Genomic DNA, 23,906 nt, shown 5'->3' on the forward strand with positions numbered 1-23,906 from the left:
TCAGGCCCCGGCGGCGTCCGCGCGCAGGGACTCGGTGCGGACCTCCTGGGCCCGCAGGGACGAGCGGACCTCCTCCACCTCGGCCGCCAGCCGGGCGGCCTGCGCCCGGTGGCGGTCGGCGAGGGCGGCGAGCTCCGGATCGGCGCCCGGCAGACCCGCGCGGACGTCCAGCCGCGCGGCCTCGTGCTCGGCGCGCGCCTTCGCGCCGATCAGGTCGCCCAGCTGCGCACGGAGCGCGTCCTCGGTGGCCTGCGCCTCGCCCAGCGGGTCGCCGCTCACGACCCCGACCCCGGGTAGACGTCGAAGGCGTGCTCGGACACGACCGCGCCGACGTTGATCTCCCAGGACGCGGAGCCGTCGTAGCGCTCGAAGCTCAGGCGCTGCTCCCCGGCGACGTAGTCGGCGTACTCGGCGCGACCGGAGCCGCCCGGCCCGTCCTGCTCCTCGAGCGTGTAGTCGGCGGTGCCGCGCTCGTCGAAGCGGTAGGCGACGCCGTCGACCTCGAGCGTGCGCTCGCCCGGCTCGAGCGTCGGGTCCGGGCGGCGCTCCCACAGCACGCACTCCAGGCCCTCGTCGTCCTCGACGGACAGCCAGCGGGTGTAGTCGCCGTCGACGAGCAGGTGCTCCTCCCAGCGCGAGCCGCCCTCGCGGAAGCGGTAGCTGCGCTCCACGATCGCGTCGTGCCCGTCGTGGGCGACGACGTCGCCGATCCGCAGGCCGCGGACCGAGGAGCGGCGGGCGGCGGCGGGCTCGGCGGTGCCGATCGCCCGCCCGGGGGCGTCACCGGCGGTCACGGCGGCGGTGCTGCGGCCACGGACCAGGACGGCGACGCCGGCCCCGATCAGGACGAGGAAGACGAGGACGAGGACGACGGTCATCGGCCCCGGACGCTACTACAGCGCCCGGGACCGGACCGACGAGCTAGCGCGCCAGTTTCACGATCCGCGTCGCGGTACCGAGCCGCAGCTGCCCGCGGCGCAGCGCCTTCGAGCGCAGCGCGCGCTTCCCGGCCGACGTGGCGCGGAGCGTCACCTTCGCGGTGCGCCCGGAGCGGACGACGTAGCGACCGGTGGCGAGCACGGTGCCCTTGCGGACCACGCGGCCGCCGAGGCGCTGCGTGGCCGCGGCCAGCAGCCGGACCGTGCCGCGGCACGAGGCACCGCCGCCGCAGCGCACCGCGGTCACCGCGGTGGCGCCCCGGACCGTGACCGTGCTGCGGGCCAGGGCCGCGCGGCCCGTCGCCGGGGCGGCCGGCCCCGACGGCGCCGCCGGGGTCGTCGCCGGGGCGGACGGGGCCGTCGGGGTCCCGGCGCCGGTGGCCGGAGCGTCCGGCGTCGCGGCGGCGGGGGGCCGGGGCCGGGGTGGCCGCCGAGCCGCCGGTGGCGGTGATGCGGGCCGAGCCCTGGTTGTCGGCGAGGTCGGTCTCCGGGGTCGCCGTCGCCACCTGGGCGGTGTTGTCGATCGTCGTGGAGGCCTGCTCACCGCCCGTGCGGGTCGACAGGCACAGCAGCGTCACGGAGGCGTTGAGGTCCTGGCCGGTCGGGTTGAAGAACCGGAACGCACGGGTCTTCGGCCGCGGGTCGTTGCCGAGCGGGACGAGGCCCGGGTCGACGTCGTAGCCCCCGACGACGCCCTTCGCGTCGTCGGCGCAGTCGAGCTGCACCTCGACGGTCTGGCCGGCAGCGACCACGACGTCCTTGCGCAGCAGCTGCAGGTTCAGCGGGTGCGTGTGTCCGTCGGTCACGCCGAGCGTGCGGTCCAGGCAGCGGATCGAGAACGTCGCCTGCGTGCCCTCGGGGCTGTCCAGCGCGAACGTCCAGGCGCTGTCGCCCTGCGGGAACGAGGTCAGGATCGTGGCGTCGCCCTGCAGGGCGATGCCGGGCTGGATCGGGGTCTGCCCCGGACCGCACGACAGGGTCACGGTGTTGCGGCCCGCCAGCAGCGTGCGGGTGGTCGTGACCGGGTCGCTGACCACGAGGTCGTGGGCGTGGCCGAGCTCCTGCGAGGTCCGCTCGCTGACGCAGACCGCGAACACCTTCGCCTGGGCGCGGCCCGTGGCGTCGTTGCGCACCGTGCCCTCCCAGCCGCCGCGGCCGACCGCCCGGTTGACGAGGACCTTGGGGGACGCGAGCGTGCCCGTGCCCTGGTCGACCGCGTCGACGCGCGTCGAGCCGTCGGTGGCGAGGTAGCCGGGCGGGCAGCTGACCGCGACCGTGCGGGTCTGGCCGGGCTCGAGGTCCAGCTGGGCCTCGACCTTCTGCACGTCGAGCTGGTGGCTCGCGCCGGGGTTGGCGACCGTGATCGGGTCGACGGTGACGCGCAGCTCCTTGGTGACCGAGCCGCCCGCCGGGATCGAGCCGACCTCGCAGCGGACGATGCCCGCGGCGCCGCCGGGCCCGATCGTGCAGGGCGCATCCGCCGAGGCGTAGTGCACCCCGGGCGGCAGCGTGTCGGTGATGACGACGTCGCGCGCCGTCGCCGGCCCGGCGTTGGTCGCCTTCAGCGTGTAGGTGACGGTGTCACCCGCGGTCGCGGTGGTGCGGTCGGCGGTCTTGGTGATCGCGACGTCCGCGACGTCCAGGACCGTCGTGGCGATGGTGTCGGTGTTGTTCGTGGTGTCCGGGTCGAACACCGGGCTCGCGACCGTCGCCGTGTTGCGGATGGTGCCGCTCGCCGTCGCCGCGACCCGCACGGTGAAGCCGGTCTGGCGGGACGTGCCCGGCAGGATCGGCTGCGCGTAGCTGCAGGTGACGGTGCCCGCGGACTCGTTGCAGCCCGGGGCGCCGGAGACGTACGTGACGCCGGCCGGCAGGACGTCGGTGACGGTGACGGAGGTCGCCGTGTCGGGCCCGTCGTTCGTCGTGACGAAGAAGTAGTCCAGCTGGTCGCCCGGGGACACCTGGGCGGGATCGGCACGCTTGACGACCTTGAGGTCGGCCGCGGCCGCGACCGGGGTGACGACCTGGTCGGTGTTGTTCGACGTGTCCGGGTCGGCCTCGTTGCCCGACGCGGACGCCGTGTTGGTCAGCGTGGTCTGCCCGGCCTTCACGGTGCCGCTGACCTTCACGGTGTACGTGTCACCGGCGGCCAGCGCGCCGACCGCGCAGGTCAGCTGCGTGCCGTCGACGGTGCAGGCGGCGCCACCGTCGGTGGTGACGGCGGACAGGCCGTCGGGCAGCGCGTCGCGCAGCACGACGCCGGTGGCGCGCGAGGCACCGCGGTTCTCGACCTTCACCGTGTAGGTGACGCGGTCACCGGTGCGCGGCGCGGCGGGACCGTCGAGCGTCTTGACGACGCGCAGGTCGGCGCCCGCGACCGCCACCGAGGCGTCGGCGGCGTTGTTGCCCGGGGTCGGGTCGGCCTGCTGCCCGGCGACCGTGGCGGTGTTGCGGACCGTCGTGGTGGCGGCGGACGCCATCGCGCGGGCCGTGATCTCGACGGTCCTCGAGGCGCCGCGGGCCAGCGTGCCGACCGGGCAGGACAGCGTGCCGCTGACCGGGTCGATCGTGCACGCCGGGGTCGAGGAGACGAACTGCAGGCCGGTCGGGAGCGCGTCGGTGATCGTCACCGAGGTCGCGGTCGACGGGCCCTCGTTCTTCGCCGTGAGCGTGAACACGACGGTCTCGCCGATCACGACGGAGGCCTTGTCGGCGACCTTCGTGAGCGTCAGGTCCGCGGACTGGGAGGACGGCGAGGTGTCGGTCGAGCTGTTGTTGGAGAGCTGCCCGTCACCGCCGCCCGAGACCGTCGCGGTGTTCGAGACGTCGCCGCTGACGCCGCCGTCGACGTCGACCGACAGCGTGATCGGCGGGTAGGCGCTGCCGGCGGGCAGCGCGTCGGCGCGCGTGCAGGTGACGACCTGGCCGCTGATCGAGCAGTCCCAGCCGGTGCCGCTCGCGGCGGTCGGGGTGAGGCCGGCGGGCAGCGTGTCGCTGACCGTCACGGTGCCCTGCGTGCGGGCGTCGCCGACGTTGTCGACGGCGAGCCGGTACGTGTTGGCGGCGCCGCCGACCAGCGGGCCGCCGGTGCGCGTCTTGGCGATGCGCAGGTCGGGCGCGGTGACGGTGCTGCGGACCGAGGGAGGTCGCGCCGAGCGGCGTGTTGGTGGTCTGGGAGAAGAAGCTCGCGGTCGCCGTGTTGTCGATCCGCGTGCCCGCGGGGACCGGGTCGTCCTGCAGCGCGGGGCCGTTGACGCGGACCCGGAAGGTCAGCGAGTAGGTGCGTCCGGGCGCGACGTTGCCGCCCTGCGTGGCGTTCGCGCCCGCACCCAGGCGGGCCACGACGCGGGCGTTCGCCGCGTCGTACTCGCCGCGGTCGTCGCCGGTGGCGTCGGTCGCGGCGCCCGCGGTGCTCGACGTGCCGCCGAGGACGATCGAGCCGGGCACGTAGGTCGTGTTCGCGGGGATCGGGTCGCGCAGGACGAAGTTCGCGGTGCCGTCCTGCCCGGTGTTCGTGCCGGAGACCGTGTACTCGAGCACGTCGCCCTGCTCGACCTGGCCGCCGTTGACGTCGCGGACGGTCTTCGTCTGCTCGATCTTCGGCGCGTAGATCTCGGTCGCGAAGGTGATGACGCCCGGCAGGTACTGGTCGCCGGAGGTCGTGACGCGGATCGTGGCGCTCGTGGCGCTGTTGCCGATGAAGCCGTTGGCGGGCGTGAACGAGGCGTCCATGCCCAGCGTGTTGGCGTACGCCGGGTTGCGGTCGGTGAACAGCGCGCCGTCGCGGCTGATCCGGGAGTTGAAGAAGTTCGTGGCCGGGTGCTGCGCGTCGCTCAGCACGTTGCCGTTCAGCGACGCGGAGTCGCCGACGAGGCCGTGGTCGCCCTCCCAGGTGACGAAGCCGATCTCGGTCTTGACCTGGCCGCTGGGCGGCGTGAGGGAAGCCGGACACCGGGATGTCGGTGGGCGGGTCGGTCGTGCGGATCGTCCGCAGGCCGTCGAAGACCGTGAGGTTGCGCGCCGGGGCGGTGGTGTCGCGGTAGGCGACGATCAGCGTCCAGCCGGCGTAGCGGTCGCCGCCGCGGCCCGCCTGCACGTTCGCGACGCCGTACGTGCCGTTGCCCGCGTTGGGCAGCGGGCGGACGAGCGCGGTGACGTCCTTGAACGCCTGGTAGCGCCCGATGTTCAGCGTCGAGTCGTCGACGGTGTCGGCGGTCAGCGTCTGGTACCCCGTGGCCCCGGGCAGGCGCAGGCGCACCGTGTTGCGGGCGTTGGCGTTGGGCGCCGCCGCCGTCCCCGTGCTGTAGTCGCCGCCCCAGTAGAGCCCGGCGAAGAGGACCTCGGCGCCGGCCGGGAGGCTCTGGTTCGCCGTGGAGGAGTTGAACGTCGTCGGGTCGCTGTCGACGTCGACGTACGTCATGTCGTAGTTGTTGTTGTACGAGACGTTCGCCGTGCTCGTCGGCCCGACGTTCTGGGTCGTCGCGCATGTCGTGCCGTTGGCGTTCGAGCCCGCCGGGCACGTCATCAGCGTGTTGGCGATGCCGGCGATGTCGCCGGTGTCGTTCGTCGAGAACCGCGCGGAGAACCCGCGGTCGGCCGAGGCGACGGACGTGCAGGTGAGCAGGACGGCGACGAGCAGCACCGTCGCGCGCAGGGCAGCGCGGAGCGGGAGGTGGGGAACCATGCCTCCCCCATCGGCACGACGGCTCCCGAACTGGAGTCCGCGGCGGGCGGGCGAGAACCCGGATCCGGACATCTGCGACATCGCTCCTGCCTTTGCTGTGGCCTGTCGGCCGTCTTGGGACGAGCGTCGCCGGGCGTGACTCCGGCGACGGTACGCGCAGCATCGACCGCCCGCGGCCGGCGCGGGATCACGCGGGCGCACGGTCCGCCGGGCGAACGGCGCGTGACCGATCGGACGACCCCCGGTGACCGATCGGAGGAGGGGCGACGCCTGTCGCACGAACGGCGGGACCGGAGGTGGAGCGGGACCGAGAACGACGGAGGGCGCCCACTGGGCGCCCTCCGAGACCTGCTGAAGCGTCGGGTGACGCGTCGGGCTACTTGAGCTCGACGGTCGCGCCGGCCTCCTCGAGCTCGGCCTTGAGCTTCTCGGCCTCGTCGCGCTCAATGCCCTCCTTGACGGCCTTGGGCGCCTCGTCGACGACCGCCTTGGCCTCCTTCAGACCGAGGCCGGTCGCCGCACGGACGACCTTGATGACCTGGATCTTCTTGTCGCCGGCCGCGGTGATGACGACGTCGACGGTGCTGCTCGCCTCGTCCTCGCCGCCCGCGTCACCGCCGCCGCCACCGGCAGCCGGGGCCGCCGCCGCGACGGCCGTCGCCGACACGCCGAACTCCTCCTCCAGCGCCTTGATGCGCTCGGACAGCTCGAGCACCGAGATGCTCTTCAGCTCGTCGATCCACTCCTGAGTCGTGGCCATGTGATGTTCCTCCTATGCGTCGGTGCTGTCGGCGGCAGCCGACGCATCCGTCTGGTCGTTGTCGGTGGTGCTGGTGTCGGCCTCGGCGGCCGGGGTGTCCTCGGTGGCCTCGGCCGCGGGGGCCTCGGTCTCCTCGGGGGGAGCCTCGGCCTCGGCCGGGGCGTCCTCGGCGGCCGGAGCCGCCGCGGCAGGCGCGTCGCCCGCCGGGATCTCGCCGGACTGCTTCTTCTCGAGCACGCCACCCAGCTGGATGGCGACGCCCTGGATGAGGGCGTTGAGCGTGCGCACGACGCCGGAGACCGGCGAGGCGACGACGCCGACGAGCTGCCCGTAGAGCACCTCGCGCGACGGCAGCTTCGAGATAGCGGTGATCTGCGCCGCATCGAGCGGCTCACCGTTCATGATGCCGCCCTTGAACTCGAGCAGCTGCGTCGTCTTCTGCGCGTCGGAGACGGCCTTGGCGGCCGCCGCGACGTCACCGCGGACGAAGGTCAGGGCCGTCGGGCCCGTCAGCAGCTCCTTCAGCTGCGGCGCGTCCACCTTGTCGGCGGCACGCTCCGTCAGCGTGTTCTTGACGACCCGGAACGTGGCGTCGGACTCGCGCAGCTTCCCGCGGAGCTCGGCCACCTGGGCGACCGTGATCCCGCGGTAGTCCACGGCGAAGATCGCCTCGGATTCCTGGATGTCGGCGGCGATCTCGTCGATCACCGCGGCTTTCTGTTCCCTGTTCATGGGCCTCCTGTCCTGGGCTTGTGGACCCCGATCCTCGTCGGGGTCCGGCCAGGGGTCTTCGGTGGCGCGACTGGTAGGTGAGGAGCGTCCGGGTCGCCTAGGCGGCGGTGGGCGCGGCCTCCCCGAGGATGTCGCGGGTACGGGTGGCGTCGACCTTCACGCCCGGGCCCATCGTGGACGCCATGGTGATGGTCTTCAGGTACTTGCCCTTCGCGGCCGACGGCTTCGCGCGGACGAGCTCGTCGATGACGGCCGCGTAGTTCTCGAGCAGGTGCTCGGCGGGGAAGCTCGTCTTGCCGATGACGAGGTGGACGATCGCGGTGCGGTCGGTGCGGTACTCGACCTTGCCCGCCTTCGCCTCCTCGACGGCCTTCGCGACGTCCATCGTCACGGTGCCGACCTTCGGGTTCGGCATCTTGCCGGACGGGCCGAGCACGCGGCCGAGACGGCCGACGAGCGGCATCATGTCCGGGGTCGCGATGGCGACGTCGAAGTCGGTGAAGCCCTCCTCGACGCGCTTGGCGAGGTCGTCGGCGCCGACGATGTCCGCGCCCGCGGCCTCGGCCTCGGCGGCCTTCGGGCCCTGCGCGAAGACGGCGATCGTGACCTCCTTGCCGAGACCGTGCGGCAGCGCGATCGTGCCGCGGAGCTGCTCGTCGGCGTGGCGGACGTTCAGGCCGGTGCGCACGTGGATCTCGACGGACTCGTCGAACTTCGCGCGCTTCAGCTGCTGGACCAGCGCGACGGCCTCGGCCGGCGAGTAGTCCCGCGAGCGGTCGACCTGCGACTTGACGTCGCTGTAGCTCTTGCTGTGCTTGCCCATGGCTAGACGACCTCCACACCCATCGAGCGGGCGGTTCCCGCGATGATCTTCGCCGCCTGGTCCACGTCGTGGGCGTTCAGGTCGGCCAGCTTCTTCTCCGCGATCTCGCGGACCTGCGCCTCGGTCAGCGTCGCGACCTTGACGCGGTGGGGCTCGGCGGAGCCCGAGTCGATCCCGGCGGCCTGCTTGATCAGGATCGCGGCCGGCGGGGTCTTCGTCACGAACGTGAACGAGCGGTCCTCGTACACGGTGATGACGACGGGGATGATCGTCCCCGAGTCCTGCTGCGTCTGGGCGTTGAACGCCTTGCAGAACTCCATGATGTTGATGCCGTGCTGACCCAGGGCGGGGCCGACCGGCGGAGCCGGGCTGGCCTGGCCGCCGACGGCCTGCAGCTTGATCTGGGTGAGGACCTTCTTTGCCATGCGGTGTCTCCTGCCACTGCACCGGCGGCGCCGGTGGGAGTGGTCGTAGCGGATTGCTTAGATCTTCTTCACCTGGTCGAACCCGACCTCGACCGGGGTCTCCCGGCCGAAGATGGAGACCAGGACCTTCAGCTTCTGCGCGTCCTGGTTGATCTCGGAGATCTCGCCCGAGAAGTCCGACAGCGGACCGCTGACGACCTTCACGGACTCCCCGATGCTGAACTGCGCCTTCGTCTGGACCTTCTGCGCGACCTCGCGCTTGAGCAGCCGGTCGACCTCGACCTGCGTGAGCGGGACCGGCTCGTTGGACGCGCCGACGAACCCGGTGACGCCCGGCGTGCCCTTCACGAGCTGCCAGGAGTCCTCGTTGAGCTCCATGTTCACGAGCACGTAGCCCGGCATGGTGCGCTGCTCCTTGGTCTTCTTCTCGCCGTCCTTGACCTCGGAGACCGTCTCCGTGGGCACGACGATCTGGCGCATGAAGCGCTTCTGGCCCAGCGAGACCGAGCGGTGCTCGAGGTTCTGCTTGACCTTGTTCTCGTGCCCGGAATAGGTGTTGACGACGTACCAGCGGAACATGGCGTTACCTGACTGACGGAAAGACGGTTAGAGGACGAGGTCCACGAGGTTCTCGGCGGCGACGTCCGCGAGACCCAGGTAGGCCCCCGCGACGACGACGAAGCCCAGGACCACGGCGGTGGCCTGCCCGACCTGGCGGCGGTCCGGCCACTGCACGCGCTGCAGCTCGGCCCAGGACGCCTTCAGGAACCGGCCGAACCGCGCCGGCCCGCCCTTGGTGGACTGACCCGGCAGGCTTTGCTCCCGCGGGGCACCGCTCGGCGCGGCCGCGAGGGCCTGCTGCTCGAGCTCGCGCTCGTCGGGAGCGTCCTGCTCCTGCTCGTGCTCGTCGTCGCGCGCCACGTCGGCGTCCCGCGGTTAGCGGGTCTCCTTGTGCGACGTCTGCGACCGGCACCACTTGCAGTACTTCCGCAGCGTGATGCGATCGGGGTTGTTGCGCTTGGACTTGTTGGTCTGGTAGTTGCGGCGCTTGCAGTCCTCGCAGGCGAGGGTGATGGCGATGCGCACGTCTCCGCGGGCCATGTGGCGTTCCCCAGAGGAAGAATGTTGGACAGGCTGCGACGGGCTTCCGGGCGAAAAAGAACCCGCCCGGGAGCGAGTCGACCCGGGAGGATAGCGTGCGGCGTCCGCGGGCGCGGCGCCGTGGCGCTCAGGCCCGCGCGCTGGTGGCCGGGTCCAGGCGGGTGAGCTTCACCGACGCCTCGTAGGTCGCCTGCGCGACGCCGCGGTAGACGCCCTTGATCGGCGGCACGTCGACGTAGTGGCGACCGTGCCCGATCTTCACGTGGGTCTCCCCCGCGAGCCGGCGGTTCGTCGGGTCGGCCCCGACCCACACGGGCTCGCCGCGCTCCTCCGTCGGCAGCAGCGCCTCGAGCCACGCGTGCGTGTGGACCTCCATCGAGTCGAGGCTGCCGTCCGCCGGCGCGGCCCAGAGGTACCCGCTGACGTAGCGTGCCGCGATCCCGTGGCGGCGCAGCAGCAGCAGCCCGAGGTGCACGAAGTCCTGGCAGACGCCGCCGCCGACGCGCAGCAGGTCCTCGACCGTGGAGCCGACGTACGTGGCGGTCTGGTCGTAGCGGAAGCGGTCCGGGATCAGCTCGCACAGGAGCTTCAGCGTCGCCAGCGGGGTCGTGGCGCGGGTCGTCTCGACGAGCTCGTCCAGCAGGCCCTCGGGCGGCTCCGCCGGGCCGGGCAGCAGGAACTCCCCGGCCGCCTCCTCGTAGGCGGCCGTCCCGAGCGCCTCCCAGGAGGACTCCGGCGGCTCGGCCGGCTCGGACGTCACGACGCGGGCCCGCACGTCGATCGTCAGGTGGTCGTGGATCTTGGGGATCCCGAACTCGATGACCTCGGTGCCGAAGTAGTCGCGGTGGCTCTGCACGCGCGTCTCCGGATCGGTGCGGAACTGGAAGTCGTCGCAGCGCTGCGTGCTCGTCGTCGCGGGACGCACCCGCAGCGCGTTGAGGTTGTCGGACACCGGCCCGTCGTAGCGGTACTCGGTGAGGTAGCGGATCTGGAAGTTCATGCGTTCACGTGGGTCGCGACGACACCCGGCGCGGCCGCCCCGGCGAAGTAGCGCTCGGCGATGTCCTGGTCGACCTGCGCGAGCTCCGACTGGATGAACTCGAACGTGCCGTGCAGGCCCCCGACGCCGGCGATCTCCGAGCGGCGACGGAACTCGAGGTCCGCCCCCAGGCGCGTGAGGCGCAGGACCGGCTCGCTGTTGCGCGGGTTCAGGTCGGCCTGCTCGATCGACTGCAGCAGCGACTCGACCGAGGCGGCGACGCTGTCCGGGTAGGCGCGCTCGAACAGCAGGAACCGCGCGACCGGCTGCGCGTTGGGCGGGCCCGGCACGGCGCGGCGGAACGCCTGGAAGCCGCCGACCGCCTGCAGCAGCGCGAGCGCCTGGCCGTCGCGCGCGGCGGTGTCGTCGGCGTCGGCGACCGGCAGCGCGACGCGCAGCATCCGCAGCACCATGTCGGCGGCCTCGATCCGACCGCCGGCGATGAGGAACGCGCTCGCGTCGTCGCGCAGCATCGTCCGGCGCGTGAGGCCCCAGAACAGCGCCGAGCGCTCCTTCACGTACTGGTAGAAGGAGTAGGGGCCCGTGCGCAGCCGGGCGGAGAGGTCGCCCTCCAGGAGCGTGAGGTTCGTGGTGTTGACCGCCTCCCACATCTCCGCGCTGATGACGTCGCGGACGGTGCGCGCACCCTCGCGGCCGCGGGCGACGCACGAGACGACGCTCGCCGGGTCGTCGGCGTCGAGCGTCAGCCGCTCGAGCACGTCGTCGCGTCGGGCCGGGAGCCCCTCCGGGTTGGCGCCCATGATCGCGAGGATCGAGCCCCAGCCGAGCGTCACGCCCGCCGGGTCGTCGGGGCGGCCCTGGACGTCGGCCTGGAAGACGCCGTCGAGCATCCGCGCGGTGTGCTCGGCGCGGACGAGGTTGCGCCCCAGCCAGAACAACTCGTGGGCGATGCGCGCGAGCATCTAGGCGTCCTCCCCCGCGGTCGTCGGGGCGGGGGCCTGCTGCTGCTGTTGCTGCTGGGCCTGGCCGGTCCAGCCGCCGTAGCGCAGGTCGGGCATCGTCGGCGGCAGCGGCGCCGGGATCGTCGGCTCCTCGCGCTCGGCGTCGGTACCGTCCTCCAGCACCCAGGTGTCCTTCGAGCCGCCGCCCTGGGAGCTGTTGACGATCATCGACCCCTCGACCATCGCGACGCGGGTCAGCCCCCGGGGATGATCTTGATCGTCTCGCCGAACACGGCGAACGGGCGCAGGTCGACGTGGCGCGGGGCGACGGTGCCGTCGACCCCCGCGGTCGGGACCGTCGAGAGCTTCACGATCTCCTGCGCGATGTAGCGCTCCGGCTCGGCCTGCACGTACTTCGCGACCTTCTCGAGCTCCGCCTTCGGCGTCGACGGCCCGATCACCACGCCCTTGCCGCCGGACTCGCCGGTCGGCTTGACGACGAGCTCGTCGAGGCGCCCGAGCACGTGGTGCAGCTGCTCGGGGTCGGTCAGCAGGTACGTCTTGACGTTCTGGAGGATCGGCTCCTCGGACAGGTAGTAGCGGACCATCTCCGGGACGTAGTGGTAGACCGCCTTGTCGTCCGCGACGCCGGTGCCGAACGCGTTGGCGATCGCGACGCTGCCCGCCCGGTAGGCGCGCACCAGGCCGGGGACCCCGAGCAGCGAGTCGGGCCGGAACTCCAGCGGGTCGACGAAGTCGTCGTCGAGGCGGCGGTAGACGGAGTGCACGCGCTGCAGGCCGCTGGTCGTGCGCATGTAGAGCACGTCGTCGCGCACGACGAGGTCGCTCGCCTCGACGAGCTCGACGCCCATCTGGCGGGCGAGGAACGCGTGCTCGAAGTACGCGCTGTTCATCGGCCCCGGCGTCCAGACGACGACGGTCGCCTCGTCGTCGGTCGACGGGGCCACGGCGCGCAGGGCGGCGAGCAGCAGCTGCGGGTAGTGGTCGACCGGCCGCACGCGGTAGTGCTGGAACAGCTGCGGGACCAGGCGCGTCATCGCGACCCGGTTCTCGAGCACGTAGGAGATGCCCGACGGCGTGCGGACGTTGTCCTCGAGGACCTTCCACGAGCCGTCGCTGTCGCGCACCATGTCGCAGCCCGCGACGTGGCAGTACACGCCACCGGGCGGCCGCACGCCGTGGACCGCGCGCGCGAAGTGCGAGCGGCTGACGATGAGCTTCCACGGCACGATGCCGTCGCGGACGATCTCGCGGCCGTGGTACACGTCGTCGACGAAGTGGTTCAGCGCGCGGATGCGCTGGGCCAGGCCGCGCTTGATGTGGGTCCACTCGGTCGCCGGGATCACCCGCGGGACGAGGTCCAGCGGGAACGGACGGTCCTTGACGGGCCCGTCCTCGCCGGTGGCGTCGAAGGTGATGCCCTGCTGCATGAAGATCGCGTCGCGACGGCGCCCGGCGGCGGCGAGCTGCTCCGGGCCCAGCCGGGCGAGCTCGGCGACGAGCGGCACCAGCTCGGGGTGCGGCACCCCGCCCGGACCGAAGACCTCGTCCATGAAGCCGCCGGACGGGCGGTAGACGGTGGGCTCTCTCAGGATCGTCGGCTCGTTCACGCGCTGACCATCATGCCCGGGAACGGGGTCGCTCACGCTGTGCGTTCGTCGGAACCTCCGCGGGCGCGGTTGTCCACCCGGTCGAGTCCGCGTCCGGAGCCGTACTCTCGCGGCATGCTCGGGTCGCCGCGACGCGCCGCCTTCGCCGGCGTCTTCGCCGCGACGCTCGTGGCGTTCCTCGCGATCGGGGCGGTCCTGCCGATCCTCCCGCGCTACGTGCAGGGGCCGCTGGACGGCGGCGACATCGCCGTCGGCATCGTCACCGGGGCGTTCGCGATCGCCGCGGTCGTCGGCCGCCCCGTCGGCGGCCGGCTCGCCGACCGGTGGGGGCGCAAGCCGGTGATCCTGATCGGGATGGCGCTGTGCACCGCGGCGGCGTGCCTGTACTACCTGCCGTTCGGGGTCGCCGGCATCGTCTTCGCGCGGCTGGTCCTGGGGCTCGGCGACGGCTGGGTGTACACGGCGTCCGCGACCTGGATCGTGGACCTCGCGCCCGAGGAGCGGCGCGGGCAGGCCATCGCGATGTTCGGGATGGCCATCTGGGGCGGGCTGTCGCTCGGTCCGCTGTTCGGCGAGCTGCTGCTCTCGATCGGCTCCTACGAGGCGGTCTGGGCGTTCGCCGCCGCGACGCCGCTGATCGCGGCCGCGATGGTCGCCCGGCTGCCGGAGGTGCAGCGCGCCCCGGCCCCGCCGCCACCGCGGGGCAGCGGGTGGCTGCCGCCCGGCGTCGTGCTGCCCGGCAGCGCCCTGCTGCTCGGCAACATCGGCTACGCCGCGTTCGCCGGGTTCATGGTCCTGCACCTCGACGCGGAGGGCATCGGGCACGGCTCGGCCGCGTTCGTGGCGTTCGCGGTCGCCGTCGTGATCGGTCGCCTGCTCCTGGGCGGCGTCCCGGACCGCTACGGCGCCCGGCCCGCGGCCCTGGGCGCCGGCGGGCTGGAGGCCGCCGGGCTGACGATGATCGCCTTCGCCGGATCGCTGCCGGTGGCGTTCGCGGGCGCCCTGGTGATGGGGCTGGGCTTCTCGCTGCTCTTCCCCGCCCTCGCGCTGGTGGCGATCTCCGCCAACCCGCCGGAGCGGCGCGGGGCCGCGCTCGGCGCGTTCACCGCGTTCTTCGACATCGGCGTGGGTGTCGGCGGCCCGCTCGCGGGCGCCATCGCGTCGCTGACCGGCTACACCGAGGCCTTCCTCGTCGCCGCCGCGTGCGCCGTGATCGCCGCCGGACTCGGCGTCCTCGCCGCCCGCACCCCCGCCCGCGCCCCCGCTCGCGGTCGAACAGGGAGTTCTTCGGCCTAGAGGGGAGAAACTCCCTGTTCGACGGGGTCGGGGGCCGGCGGCGCCCAGGCGCGCAGCACCTCGACGAGGCGCTCGACGGACAGCTCGTAGGCGTCGGCGTCGAGCCGCGCCTCGCGACCGTCGGCGGTCGTGAGGGTCACGCTGGTGCCACGCACGGCGTAGTGCGTGACCTCGGACCAGGGCAGAGGGGCCGCGTCGCCCACGACGAGGCCCGACGGGCCGACCGCGAAGGAGGAACCGCGCCCGCCGCGTACGAGCACCACGACGAGCATCGCGGCCAGCCCGCCGCAGAAGGTCCCGATCACCAGGCGCTCGACGAGCGGTCCGTCGTCGACGATCGCCGCGGCGAGGCCCAACAGCAGGCCCGCAAGGACCAGCAGCCCGGTGAGGGCGTCCCCGTCCCGGTCCTCCCGGTAGGCCGTCGGCCGGCGGTCGGCGACCCGTCCCACGGCGACGAACGGCTCGAGCGGCCCGCGCGGGTCGGCGCTGCCATCCGGCAGCCGGCCGAGGACGGCCCGAACCGCGTCGGTGCCGGACTGCAGCGCCACGAGGACGCCGACGAGCCACACGAGCTGGCCGGCATCCGCGCCGAGGAGCCCCGGCGGCAGGCCGACCGCCGCCTCGACGACGAGGGCACCGCCGATGCCCAGGAGCCACGCCAGTCCGAAGCCCAGCCAGCCGAGCCAGCGCGGTTCGTCCCGGCGGGCGCCGCGCGGGTGGGGCCCGGCGACCACGTCGACATAGGAGCCCGCGAGCACGCCGACGGCGATCAGCAGCAGACCGCTGCCGCCGGCCTGGGCCAGCAGCGTTCCCAGGTACATGGTCAGCAGCGGGGCGGTGACACCGGCCACCAGGATGCGCAGCCGCGCGCTCATCCCCGGTCCGCCACCGGGCGCAGGAACTCCGGGACGGGGCGGACCATCGAGCGGCCCGACTCGCGCTCCCACGTCCGCTCGAGGCCGCCGAGATGCTCGTCCATGACGGCCTCGACGCGGTCGAGGTCGCCGGAGCGGATCGCGGCGAGCGTGCGCTCGTGGACCTCGACCGACCACGCCGGGGCGAGCGGCTCGTGCAGCGTCATGTCGCGGGCGATCTCGAGGTCGCGCAGCAGCGAGCGCATGAGCTTCATGATCGAGCGGTTGCGGGTGGCGCTGGCGATGCCGAGGTGGAACTGGAGGTCGAGCTGCAGGAAGCGGTCCTCCGCGGACTGCGGCATGCGGTCGTCGCGCAGCAGCGCGCGCTGGCGCTCGATCGTCTCCTCCAGGGCGGCGAAGTCGTCCTCGGTCGCGTAGGCGGCGGCGAGCTGCGCGACGCGCGGCTCGAACAGCCGGCGAGCCTCGAGGACGCCGCCGATCTCCCCTAGGCGCAGCTGCTGGGTGCGATGGACGAGCTCGCGCGGGACGACGTCCCCGACGACGAACATCCCGCCCGCCGACCCGGGACGGACCTCCAGGACCCCGGCCTTCACCAGGACCCGGACCGCCTCGCGCAGCGTCGGGCGGCTGATGCCCATCTGCTCGGCGACGAGACGCTCGGAGGGCAGGCGGTCGCCGACCCGCAGCTCGCCGTGGCGGACGCGCTCGGCGATCTGGGCGACGGCCTCCTCGAACGTCTTGCGCGTCTGGACCGGACGGAACTCCACGCCGGTGAGTATCCCTGACCGGAAACCCGTCGGTCATCGCGGGATCGCCCTTGTATGCGGCGTCCCGCCAATGGTAAAAGCACCTGACCATGCTTGGACCGACGATCAGCACGCCGCGGACGCCGACCGGAGTGGCCTCCCGGGCCGTCGGTCGCACGGTCACCCTCGAGGACAAGTACCGGCTCGAGGAGGGCCGCATCGTCCTCAGCGGCGTGCAGGCGCTGATCCGCGCGGCGTTCGACCAGCTGCGCGCCGACCGCCGCGCCGGCCTGCGGACCGGCGGCTTCGTCTCCGGGTACCAGGGCTCCCCGCTCGGCGGCCTGGACCAGGAGCTCGCCCGCCAGCACGCGCTCGCCGCCGAGCTCGACCTGCACCTGCGGCCCGGCCTCAACGAGGAGCTCGGGGCGACCGCCGTCATGGGCTCCCAGCTCGCCACCCAGCTGCCCGGCCCGCGCGTCGACGGGGTCGTGGGCACCTGGTACGGCAAGGCCCCCGGCGTCGACCGGGCCTCCGACGCGATCCGCCACGCGAACCTCGCGGGCACCTCCCCCAGCGGCGGCGTGCTCGCCCTCGCCGGCGACGACCCCGCGTCGAAGTCCTCCACCCTGCCCAGCGCCAGCGAGCCGCTCCCTCGCCGCCCTGCACGTGCCCGTCCTCTACCCCGGCGACGTGCAGGAGACCCTCGACCTCGCGCGGCACGGCTACGAGCTGTCCCGGGCCAGCGGCCTCTGGGCCGGCCTGAAGGTCGTCACGAACGTCGCCGACGGGGCCGGGACCGCCGAGGTCCACCCCGACCGGCTGCGGATCGACCGGCCCGTCGCGGAGGTCGACGGGCGGCCGTACCACCACGTCCCCACCGCGCGGCTGCTGGCCCCCGTCTCCACCGACCTCGAGGCGTCCCTGCACGGGATCCGGCTGCCGCTCGCCGTCGAGTACGCGCGCCGCAACGGGCTCAACCGCATCACCCTCCCGACCGCCGACGCGTGGCTCGGCATCGTCGCCGCGGGCAAGACCTACCACGACGTCCGCCAGGCGCTCACCGACCTCGGGCTGTCCGACCGGGCGCTGATGCAGGCCGGGATCCGGCTGCTGCAGCTCGGCATGGTCTGGCCGCTGGAGCCCGCGATCACGCGCGAGCTCGCCCGCGGCGTCGACGAGGTGCTCGTCGTCGAGGAGAAGCAGGCGTTCCTCGAGCGCGAGGTCAAGGCCGTCCTCTACGGCGCCGGGGCGCCGCGCGTCATCGGCAAGACCGACGAGCGTGGCGCCCCGCTGCTCCCCGCCCACGGCGAGCTCGACGCCGACGACATCGCGCTCGTCGTCGCCGCCCGGCTGCGCGCCCGCGGGATCGAGCCGCCGTCGGTCGCCGCGCGCGTCGCGCGGATCGAGGCCGCCCGCGAGCGCGCCGGCGCCGTCCCCGCGCTCGGGACCGCCGGACGCACGCCGTTCTTCTGCTCCGGCTGCCCGCACAACAGCTCCACCCAGGCACCCGACGGCGCGGTCGTCGGCGGCGGCATCGGCTGCCACACGATGGTCCTGCTGAACCCCGACGGGAAGGGCGAGGTCGCGGGCATCACGCAGATGGGCGGCGAGGGGACCCAGTTCATCGGGATGGCGCCGTTCACCGCGACCGGGCACTTCCTCCAGAACCTCGGCGACGGCACCTTCCACCACTCCGGGTCGCTGGCGATCCGCGCGGCCGTCGCGGCCGGGCTCCCGGTCACCTACAAGCTCCTGTCCAACGGCACGGTCGCGATGACCGGCGCGCAGGACATCGAGGGCCGCATGGCCGTGCCCGAGCTGACGCGCTGGCTCGCGCTCGAGGGCGTCCGGCGGATCGTGATCACCACCGAGGACCCGTCGCGCTTCGCCGACGCGACGCTCGCGCCGATCACGACCGTCCGCCCGCGCGAGGACCTGCTCGCCGTCCAGGAGGAGCTCGCCCGCGAGCCCGGCGTCACCGTGCTGATCCACGACCAGGCGTGCGCGGCCGAGAAGCGCCGCCTGACCAAGCGCGGGAAGCTCGCGCCCGCCCCGTTCCGGGTGGCGATCAACGAGCGGGTCTGCGAGGGCTGCGGCGACTGCGGCAGCAAGAGCTCGTGCCTGAGCGTCCTCCCCGTCGAGACCGAGTACGGCCGCAAGACCCGCATCCACCAGGCCTCCTGCAACACGGACTTCTCCTGCCTGGAGGGCGACTGCCCGTCGTTCGTGACCGTCCGGCCCGCCCGCCGCCGCCGCGCGGCGGCCACGACCGCGCCCGCGCCCGTCGCCGCGCGGGCCGCCGTGCCCGAGCCGCCCGCGCTGCCCGCACCGCCGCCCCGCGCGCGCAGCGGCGCGACGAACGTGCGGCTCGTCGGGGTCGGCGGGACCGGCGTCGTGACCGTCGCGCAGATCATCGGGATGGCCGCGATGCTCGACGGTCTGCACCTCGCCGCGCTCGACATGACCGGGCTCGCGCAGAAGGGCGGCCAGGTCGTCAGCGATCTCGTCCTCTCCCCCGCGCCGGTCGACGGCGTCGGCAAGCTGCGCAGCGGCACCGCCGACGTCCTGCTCGGCCTCGACGTGCTCGGGACCGCCACGCCGAAGAACCTGCTCGTCGCCGCCCCGGACCGGACCACCGCGGTCGTGTCCACCAGCGCCGTGCCGACCGGCCGGATGGTCGTCGACCCCGGCACGCCGTTCCCGCGCCTGACCGGGCTGCTGCGCACGATCGAGACCGCCACGGGCGCCGACGGCAACGCGTACCTCGACGCGCAGGCGCTCGCCCAGGCCCTGTTCGGCGACCACATGCCCGCCAACGCGATCGTCGTCGGCGCCGCCTTCCAGCTCGGGGCGCTGCCGCTCTCGCAGGAGTCGCTGGAGCAGGCCTTCCGGCTCAACGGGGCGGGCGTCGAGCAGAACCTGCGCGCGTTCGCGTGGGGTCGCGCGTGCGTCGCCCACCCCGACGCCGTCGCCGCGCTCGCCGCCGACGCCGACGCGCCGGTCCCGGGGGCGCAGGCCCCGGCGATGCCCACCCCCGAGCGGGTCGACGCGCTCGTCGCCCGCCGCGCCGCCGAGCTCGTCGCCTACCAGTCGCGCCGGCTCGCGCAGCGCTACGAGGCGGCGGTGGCGGAGGTGGCGGCCGCCGAGCGCGCCGCGACCCCGGGCCGGCTCGAGCTGACCGCGGCGTTCGCCGACGGGCTGTTCAAGCTCATGGCCTACAAGGACGAGTACGAGGTCGCCCGGCTGCACCTGCTGCCGCAGGAGCGGGCGCGGATCGAGGCGGAGTTCGGCCCCGGCGCGCGCGTCGCGCTGCAGCTGCACCCGCCCGCGCTGCGCGCGCTCGGCCTGCGCCGCAAGCTGTCGCTCGGCCCGTGGTTCACGCCCGCGCTGCACGGCCTGCGGGCGGGACGGCGGCTGCGTGGCACGCCCCTGGACCCGTTCGGGCGCGCGGCGGTCCGCCGCACCGAGCGGGCGCTCGTCGACGACTACCTCGGCCTCGTCCGCGACGCGCTCGCGCACCTGGCGCCGCACACGCACGCGACGGTCGTGGAGCTCGCGGCGCTGCCGGACGTCGTGCGCGGCTACGAGGACGTGAAGCTCGCGAGCGTCGAGCGGTTCCGCGCGCAGGCGCAGGTGCTGCGCGGCCGGCTCGAGGGCGACCCGGCGGTCCCGGTCGTGCAGGTCCGCCGCTACGTCTGAGGCGCGGCGCCGTGGCGGCGATCAGGTGCCGCAGAAGGTGACGTGGCGGTCCCCGGGGGGCGCGGCGCGCGTGTAGCGCTCCCGGCCCGGGCGCTCGACGAAGGGGTCGGTGACGACCTCCAGCAGCGCCTCGTAGGGTCCGAGGTCCCCGGCGGTGGCGGCGGCGAGCGCCTCCTCGACGAGCGCGTTGCGCGGGATGTACAGCGGGTTGACCGCGTCCATCGCGTCCGCGTCGGGACCCAGCGCCAGCCAGCGGGCGGTCCACGCGTCGAAGGCCTCCCGGTCGAGCACGTGGGCGCGCGCGGCGGTCGCGTCGCCGCGCGCGGTCCGGGCGAGGTCGCGGAACAGGCCTGTCCAGTCGGGGGCGTCGGCGGTCAGGAGCTCGAGCAGGTCCTCGAGCAGGCCGTCCTGCGGCACGGCATCCAGTCCGAGCTTGCGCGCCATCCCCGTCCCCCAGGCGTCGGTGAAGCGGTCGCGGAAGCGGTCCAGGACCGGGGTGGCGAGCGCGACCGCGTCCTGCGGGTCGTCGGCCAGCAGGGGCAGCAGGCCCTCGGCGAGGCGCGCGAGGTTCCACTGGAGGACCTGCGGCTGGCGGCCGTAGGCGTAACGGCCGGCGTGGTCGATCGAGCTGTAGACCGTGCGCGGGTCGTAGCCCTCCATGAACGCGCAGGGGCCGTAGTCGATCGTCTGGCCGGAGATCGTGGTGTTGTCGGTGTTCATCACGCCGTGCACGAAGCCGACGAGCTGCCAGCGGGCGAGCAGGTCGGCCTGCACGTCGGCGACGGCCTCCAGCAGCGCGAGCGCCGGGTTGTCGGCCTGCGCGGCGTGGGGATGGTGGCGGGCGATCGCGTGGTCGACGAGCCGCCGCAGGAGGTCGCGGTCGTCGAGCGTGGTGGTGACGTACTCGAACGTGCCGACGCGCAGGTGGCTCTCGGCGATCCGCACGAGCACGGCCCCCGGGAGCGGGACCTCGCGCGCGATCGTCTCGCCGGTGGCCAGGACCGCGAGCGCCCGTGTCGTCGGGATGCCGAGCGCGTGCATCGCCTCGCCCATCAGGTGCTCGCGCAGCATCGGGCCGACGGCGGCCTTGCCGTCGCCCCCGCGGGAGTACGGCGTCCGCCCGGAGCCCTTGAGGTGCACGTCGTGGCGACGGCCGGTGGGGTCGACGAGCTCGCCGAGCAGGACGGCGCGTCCGTCGCCCAGCCGCGGCGAGAAGCCCCCGAACTGGTGGCCGGCGTACCCCTGGGCGACGCTGCGCAGGCCCTCGGGCAGCGCGCGGCCGCTCAGCGCGGCGAGGCCGTCCGGACCGGCGAGCGCCTCCGCGTCGAGGCCGAGCGCGGCGGCGAGTGCAGTGTTGAGGACGAGCAGCCGCGCGTCGGGGACGGCGTCGGCCTCCCACGGGGTGTAGAGCCCCTCGAGGTCGGCGACGTAGGTGCCGTCGGCGAACGGCAGCGGTGGTGCGGTGGCGGCCATCGGTCAGTCCAGGAGGGTCCAGGGGTCGAAGCGGTCGATCGGCACCACGCGCACGCGCGGCAGCGGGACGGTGAAGGCGCGCACGTCGTCCTCGAGGTCCAGCAGCTCGAGGCCCTCGGCGGTCAGCTCGGCGAGCTGCGTGCTGACGAGCTCGCGGAAGCCGACGACGCCGGTCCGGCGGGTGGGGTCGCGCACGAGCGGCGTGAGCGCGGGCGCGAAGTCGCCGTCGTGGCTGAGCAGCAGGACGTCGCCGCCGTCGCGCTGGGCGAGCGCCTCGAGCGTGCGCTGGATCGCGACGTCGACGACCTTGACGTCCGCGGGACCGGACAGGAGCACCGGCCGGTAGCCGATCGCGGTGACCGCTTGGACGAAGGACATCGGGAGCGTGCCGCTGCCGTTGAGGAAGAAGAGACCGCGCACGGGCTGCTCCCAGAGCGCGCGGGCGTGGTCCAGGACGCGGTCCCAGCGCGGGCGCTCCTCGGGGGTCGGGCGGCGTCCGAGCAGGCTGCCGCCGAGCGTGGCGTCGATGTTCTCGCCGTCGACGAGCAGGAAGGTCTCGCGGGCGGTCATGCCCCGCAGCCTAGCGGGCCGGTCCCGGGGTTCTGTCGACCTGGACGCCACCCGGACCCAACTCTCGACCCTGGATCGAGGGTCGTCGCGGAGCGGCCGACGACCCCGGGATCGCCCACGGGCGCTGACCGTGCGGCCGTCGCACCGACCCTCGATCTCTGGTCGAGGGTCGGTGCACGGGGTCGTCGGCGGAGAACCCCCGCGTCCCCTCCCCGACGAGCGCCGCCCGGGCCCGCCCCGCGCTCAGACGACCTCGCGCAGGCGCCCGGTCTCGACCTCGTAGACGAACCCGCGGACCCGGTCGCGATGCGGGATGAACGGGCTGGTGCGGATCCGGCGGATCGACTGGCGCACGTCGGCCTCGAGGTCGCCGAACGCCTCCGCGGCCCACGCGGGCCGCAGCCCCGTGTCCTCGAGGATCGACTCCTTGAACGCGTCGTCGGTGAACGTGAGCATGCCGCAGTCGGTGTGGTGGATGAGGATGATCTCCTCGGTCCCCAGCAGGCGCTGGCTGATCGCCAGGGAGCGGATCTCGTCCTCGGTCACGACCCCGCCGGCGTTGCGGATCACGTGGGCGTCGCCCTCCTGCAGCCCGAGCGCCCCGTAGACGTTCAGGCGCGCGTCCATGCACGCGACCACGGCGACCTTCTTCGCGGGTGGCAGCGGCAGGTCGCCGCGGTCGAAGCCGGCGGCGTAGGCCTCGTTGTTGGCGAGCAGCTCATCGGTGACGGACATCGGGGACCTCCGGTGGTGGGATGGTGCGGAACGCCCGGGTGGGAGTCGAACCCACGGTTCGCGGTGTTGCAGACCGCTGTACCCCGATGGCCTCCGGGCGAGGTGCAGGAGTCGGTGGTGCGACGGTCCCCTCGACCGTCGCACCACCCGGGCCGGGCGTCGCGCAGGAACGACACGACGTCCGAACACCCCTGCAGGGTCACGGCACGCCAGTCCCGGACGTGCCGCTGCTGGTCACGGGCGGGTGGTCCCGTGACATCGCGGACGACAGGACCGGGCCGCCGCCCGCTGGACGCGGATGGCGGATGCAGCACGGATATGCCGGGTCGTCGTTCGCAATGCGCGGTCAGCGTAGCACAAACTCGATAATCCCGACAAGCTTTATTGACTTTAGGCTGCGAGCGCGTCCGCGAGCTCCCGCGCGTACCCCGGGACGTCGAACAGGAACGCGTTGTGGCCGTGGTCGCTGTCGAGCACCAGCTCGCGGCGCACCCGTCCCCCGCCGGCCCGCAGCGCCGCGGCCAGCCGCCGCGCGTGGTCGGGGCCGAAGCGCCAGTCCGAGGAGAAGCTCAGCACCGTGCACTGCACCTGCGGCGACACCGTCCGCGGCCCCGCCCCGAACGGGTCGAGGTCGTCCATCAGCCGCGACAGGTACAGGTAGCTCCACGGGTCGAAGCGCGCGACGAACGCCGCCGCCTGCCGGTCGAGGTACCGCTCCACCGGGTGTCGCGGCGCGAGCCAGGCGCGCGCGTCCGGGTCGGGCGCGGCCGGACGACGGTGCTCCCCGAAACGGGCCTCCAGGCCCTGCTCGGAGAGGTAGGTCACGTGCCCCAGCCGTCGCGCCACCCCCATCCCGACGTCGGGGTCGCGCGCGGGACGGCCCGCGCGGAACGCCGGGTCCGCGAGGATCGCCGCGCGCGCCACCGCGGAGAGCGCGACGTTCTGCGCCGTCAGCCGCGCGGTCGTCGCCACGAGCAGGGCGCGCGCCAGGCGCCGCGGGTGCTCCAGCAGCAGCTCGAGCACCTGCATCCCGCCGAGCGAGCCGCCGACGGCCGCGTGCAGCCGGTCGATCCCCAGGTGGTCGAGCAGGCGCAGGTGCACCGCGACGAGATCCCCGACGGTCAGCGGCGGGAAGTCCAGGCCGTACGGGCGCCCCGTGCGCGGGTCCGTCGACGACGGCCCCGTCGTCCCGGCGCAGCCGCCCAGGAGGTTCGGCGTGATGACGTGGAAGCGCTCGGTGTCGATCGCCAGCCCGGGCCCGACGTGCTCGCGCCACCAGCCGTCCGGGGCGACCGCGTGGGCGTCCCCGGTCAGCGCGTGGCAGACGAGCACCGCGTTGGAGCGGTCCTGCGCCAGCGGTCCGTGCGTTTCGTAGGCGACCTCCACCGGCGCCAGCCGGCGCCCGCAGGCGAGCACCAGCGGGTCGTCCTCGGTGAAGAGGACGACCCGCCGGGTCGCGGTGAGCGCGGAGCCCACG

The 23,906-nt window shown here is 73.8% G+C and carries 20 protein-coding genes, 1 tRNA gene and 3 pseudogenes; 3 read left to right on the forward strand and 21 right to left on the reverse strand.

The window, feature by feature from the left end:
- The 4 genes and pseudogenes from GKE82_RS08545 to GKE82_RS28125 form a co-directional block, all read right to left on the reverse strand.
- A complete protein-coding gene (locus tag GKE82_RS08545) occupies nt 1-279 on the reverse strand; it encodes a hypothetical protein (protein ID WP_154732991.1) in 279 nt (92 codons plus the stop codon).
- Entirely contained in the window at nt 276-878 is a 603-nt protein-coding gene (locus GKE82_RS08550; protein WP_154732992.1) for a DUF4178 domain-containing protein, read from the reverse strand. The genes GKE82_RS08545 and GKE82_RS08550 overlap by 4 nt, the downstream gene beginning before the upstream one ends.
- Nucleotides 875-4,048 (reverse strand): hypothetical protein, encoded by a 3,174-nt coding sequence (locus tag GKE82_RS08555; RefSeq protein WP_309233801.1) that lies wholly within the window; start codon nt 4,046-4,048, stop codon nt 875-877. Before GKE82_RS08555 ends, GKE82_RS08550 begins: the two co-directional genes overlap by 4 nt.
- An 85-nt stretch (nt 4,049-4,133) precedes the next feature.
- Nucleotides 4,134-4,670: pseudogene (locus GKE82_RS28125) on the reverse strand (hypothetical protein); the annotation flags it as partial.
- Between the two features lie 719 nt (nt 4,671-5,389).
- On the opposite strand from GKE82_RS28125, the gene GKE82_RS08565 reads away from it, so the two are divergent.
- On the forward strand, nt 5,390-5,761 hold the full coding sequence (locus GKE82_RS08565; RefSeq protein ID WP_154732995.1) for a hypothetical protein: 372 nt from the start codon (nt 5,390-5,392) through the stop codon (nt 5,759-5,761).
- A gap of 237 nt (nt 5,762-5,998) precedes the next feature.
- Here the strand turns inward: GKE82_RS08565 and rplL are convergent, their stop codons facing one another.
- The 10 genes and pseudogenes from rplL to GKE82_RS08615 all read right to left on the reverse strand — a co-directional run bounded on the left by rplL (nt 5,999) and on the right by GKE82_RS08615 (nt 12,978).
- Nucleotides 5,999-6,382 (reverse strand): 50S ribosomal protein L7/L12, encoded by a 384-nt coding sequence (rplL, locus tag GKE82_RS08570; RefSeq protein WP_107571232.1) that lies wholly within the window; start codon nt 6,380-6,382, stop codon nt 5,999-6,001.
- A gap of 12 nt (nt 6,383-6,394) precedes the next feature.
- Nucleotides 6,395-7,114, reverse strand: coding sequence for a 50S ribosomal protein L10 (gene rplJ / locus GKE82_RS08575; RefSeq protein ID WP_154732996.1), 720 nt, complete (start codon nt 7,112-7,114; stop codon nt 6,395-6,397).
- A 97-nt stretch (nt 7,115-7,211) separates the two neighbouring features.
- Nucleotides 7,212-7,937, reverse strand: a complete 726-nt coding sequence (rplA, locus tag GKE82_RS08580; RefSeq protein ID WP_107571230.1) for a 50S ribosomal protein L1 — start codon at nt 7,935-7,937, stop codon at nt 7,212-7,214.
- Nucleotides 7,938-7,939: 2 nt separating this feature from the next.
- On the reverse strand, nt 7,940-8,362 hold the full coding sequence (gene rplK, locus GKE82_RS08585; protein WP_154732997.1) for a 50S ribosomal protein L11: 423 nt from the start codon (nt 8,360-8,362) through the stop codon (nt 7,940-7,942).
- A gap of 57 nt (nt 8,363-8,419) precedes the next feature.
- Nucleotides 8,420-8,941 (reverse strand): transcription termination/antitermination protein NusG, encoded by a 522-nt coding sequence (gene nusG, locus GKE82_RS08590; protein ID WP_107571228.1) that lies wholly within the window; start codon nt 8,939-8,941, stop codon nt 8,420-8,422.
- A 27-nt stretch (nt 8,942-8,968) separates the two neighbouring features.
- Nucleotides 8,969-9,283 (reverse strand): preprotein translocase subunit SecE, encoded by a 315-nt coding sequence (gene secE / locus GKE82_RS30640; protein ID WP_107571227.1) that lies wholly within the window; start codon nt 9,281-9,283, stop codon nt 8,969-8,971.
- A gap of 15 nt (nt 9,284-9,298) precedes the next feature.
- Complete coding sequence (gene rpmG / locus GKE82_RS08600; protein WP_154732998.1) at nt 9,299-9,463, reverse strand: 50S ribosomal protein L33; 165 nt, start codon at nt 9,461-9,463, stop codon at nt 9,299-9,301.
- Nucleotides 9,464-9,590: 127 nt separating this feature from the next.
- Nucleotides 9,591-10,463 (reverse strand): transglutaminase family protein, encoded by an 873-nt coding sequence (locus tag GKE82_RS08605; RefSeq protein ID WP_154732999.1) that lies wholly within the window; start codon nt 10,461-10,463, stop codon nt 9,591-9,593.
- Nucleotides 10,460-11,425 (reverse strand): alpha-E domain-containing protein, encoded by a 966-nt coding sequence (locus GKE82_RS08610; protein ID WP_107571225.1) that lies wholly within the window; start codon nt 11,423-11,425, stop codon nt 10,460-10,462. Before GKE82_RS08610 ends, GKE82_RS08605 begins: the two co-directional genes overlap by 4 nt.
- Nucleotides 11,426-12,978: pseudogene (locus tag GKE82_RS08615) on the reverse strand (circularly permuted type 2 ATP-grasp protein).
- 171 nt (nt 12,979-13,149) lie between these two features.
- Between GKE82_RS08615 and GKE82_RS08620 the strand changes: the two are divergent.
- Nucleotides 13,150-14,331: an MFS transporter gene (locus tag GKE82_RS08620; RefSeq protein WP_196189122.1), complete on the forward strand. Its 1,182-nt coding sequence runs from the start codon at nt 13,150-13,152 to the stop codon at nt 14,329-14,331.
- Here GKE82_RS08620 and GKE82_RS08625 read toward each other — a convergent pair.
- Nucleotides 14,328-15,206: a hypothetical protein gene (locus GKE82_RS08625; protein WP_154733001.1), complete on the reverse strand. Its 879-nt coding sequence runs from the start codon at nt 15,204-15,206 to the stop codon at nt 14,328-14,330. The two genes, GKE82_RS08620 and GKE82_RS08625, sit on opposite strands and share 4 nt — an antisense overlap.
- Nucleotides 15,203-15,973, reverse strand: a complete 771-nt coding sequence (locus tag GKE82_RS08630) for a FadR/GntR family transcriptional regulator (protein ID WP_233243956.1) — start codon at nt 15,971-15,973, stop codon at nt 15,203-15,205. Before GKE82_RS08630 ends, GKE82_RS08625 begins: the two co-directional genes overlap by 4 nt.
- Nucleotides 15,974-16,062: 89 nt before the next feature.
- Here GKE82_RS08630 and GKE82_RS08635 point away from each other — a divergent pair.
- Nucleotides 16,063-19,651: pseudogene (locus GKE82_RS08635) on the forward strand (indolepyruvate ferredoxin oxidoreductase family protein).
- A gap of 21 nt (nt 19,652-19,672) precedes the next feature.
- Here the strand turns inward: GKE82_RS08635 and GKE82_RS08640 are convergent.
- From GKE82_RS08640 to GKE82_RS08660, 5 genes are all read right to left on the reverse strand, one after another.
- Nucleotides 19,673-21,124, reverse strand: a complete 1,452-nt coding sequence (locus GKE82_RS08640; protein ID WP_154733002.1) for a YdiU family protein — start codon at nt 21,122-21,124, stop codon at nt 19,673-19,675.
- 3 nt (nt 21,125-21,127) lie between these two features.
- Nucleotides 21,128-21,694 carry a nuclease gene (locus tag GKE82_RS08645; protein ID WP_154733003.1) on the reverse strand — a complete coding sequence of 189 codons (567 nt, stop codon included), beginning with the start codon at nt 21,692-21,694 and terminating at the stop codon, nt 21,128-21,130.
- 243 nt (nt 21,695-21,937) lie between these two features.
- Nucleotides 21,938-22,429, reverse strand: coding sequence for a carbonic anhydrase (locus tag GKE82_RS08650; RefSeq protein ID WP_154733004.1), 492 nt, complete (start codon nt 22,427-22,429; stop codon nt 21,938-21,940).
- Nucleotides 22,430-22,459: 30 nt separating this feature from the next.
- Nucleotides 22,460-22,529 (reverse strand) — tRNA-Cys (locus GKE82_RS08655).
- A 290-nt stretch (nt 22,530-22,819) separates the two neighbouring features.
- A complete protein-coding gene (locus tag GKE82_RS08660; protein ID WP_309233502.1) occupies nt 22,820-23,905 on the reverse strand; it encodes a homoserine O-acetyltransferase in 1,086 nt (361 codons plus the stop codon).
- Nucleotide 23,906: the final 1 nt, after the last annotated feature.

Source organism: Conexibacter sp. W3-3-2 (assembly GCF_009707605.1).
Classification (GTDB): Bacteria; Actinomycetota; Thermoleophilia; order Solirubrobacterales; family Solirubrobacteraceae; genus Paraconexibacter; species Paraconexibacter algicola.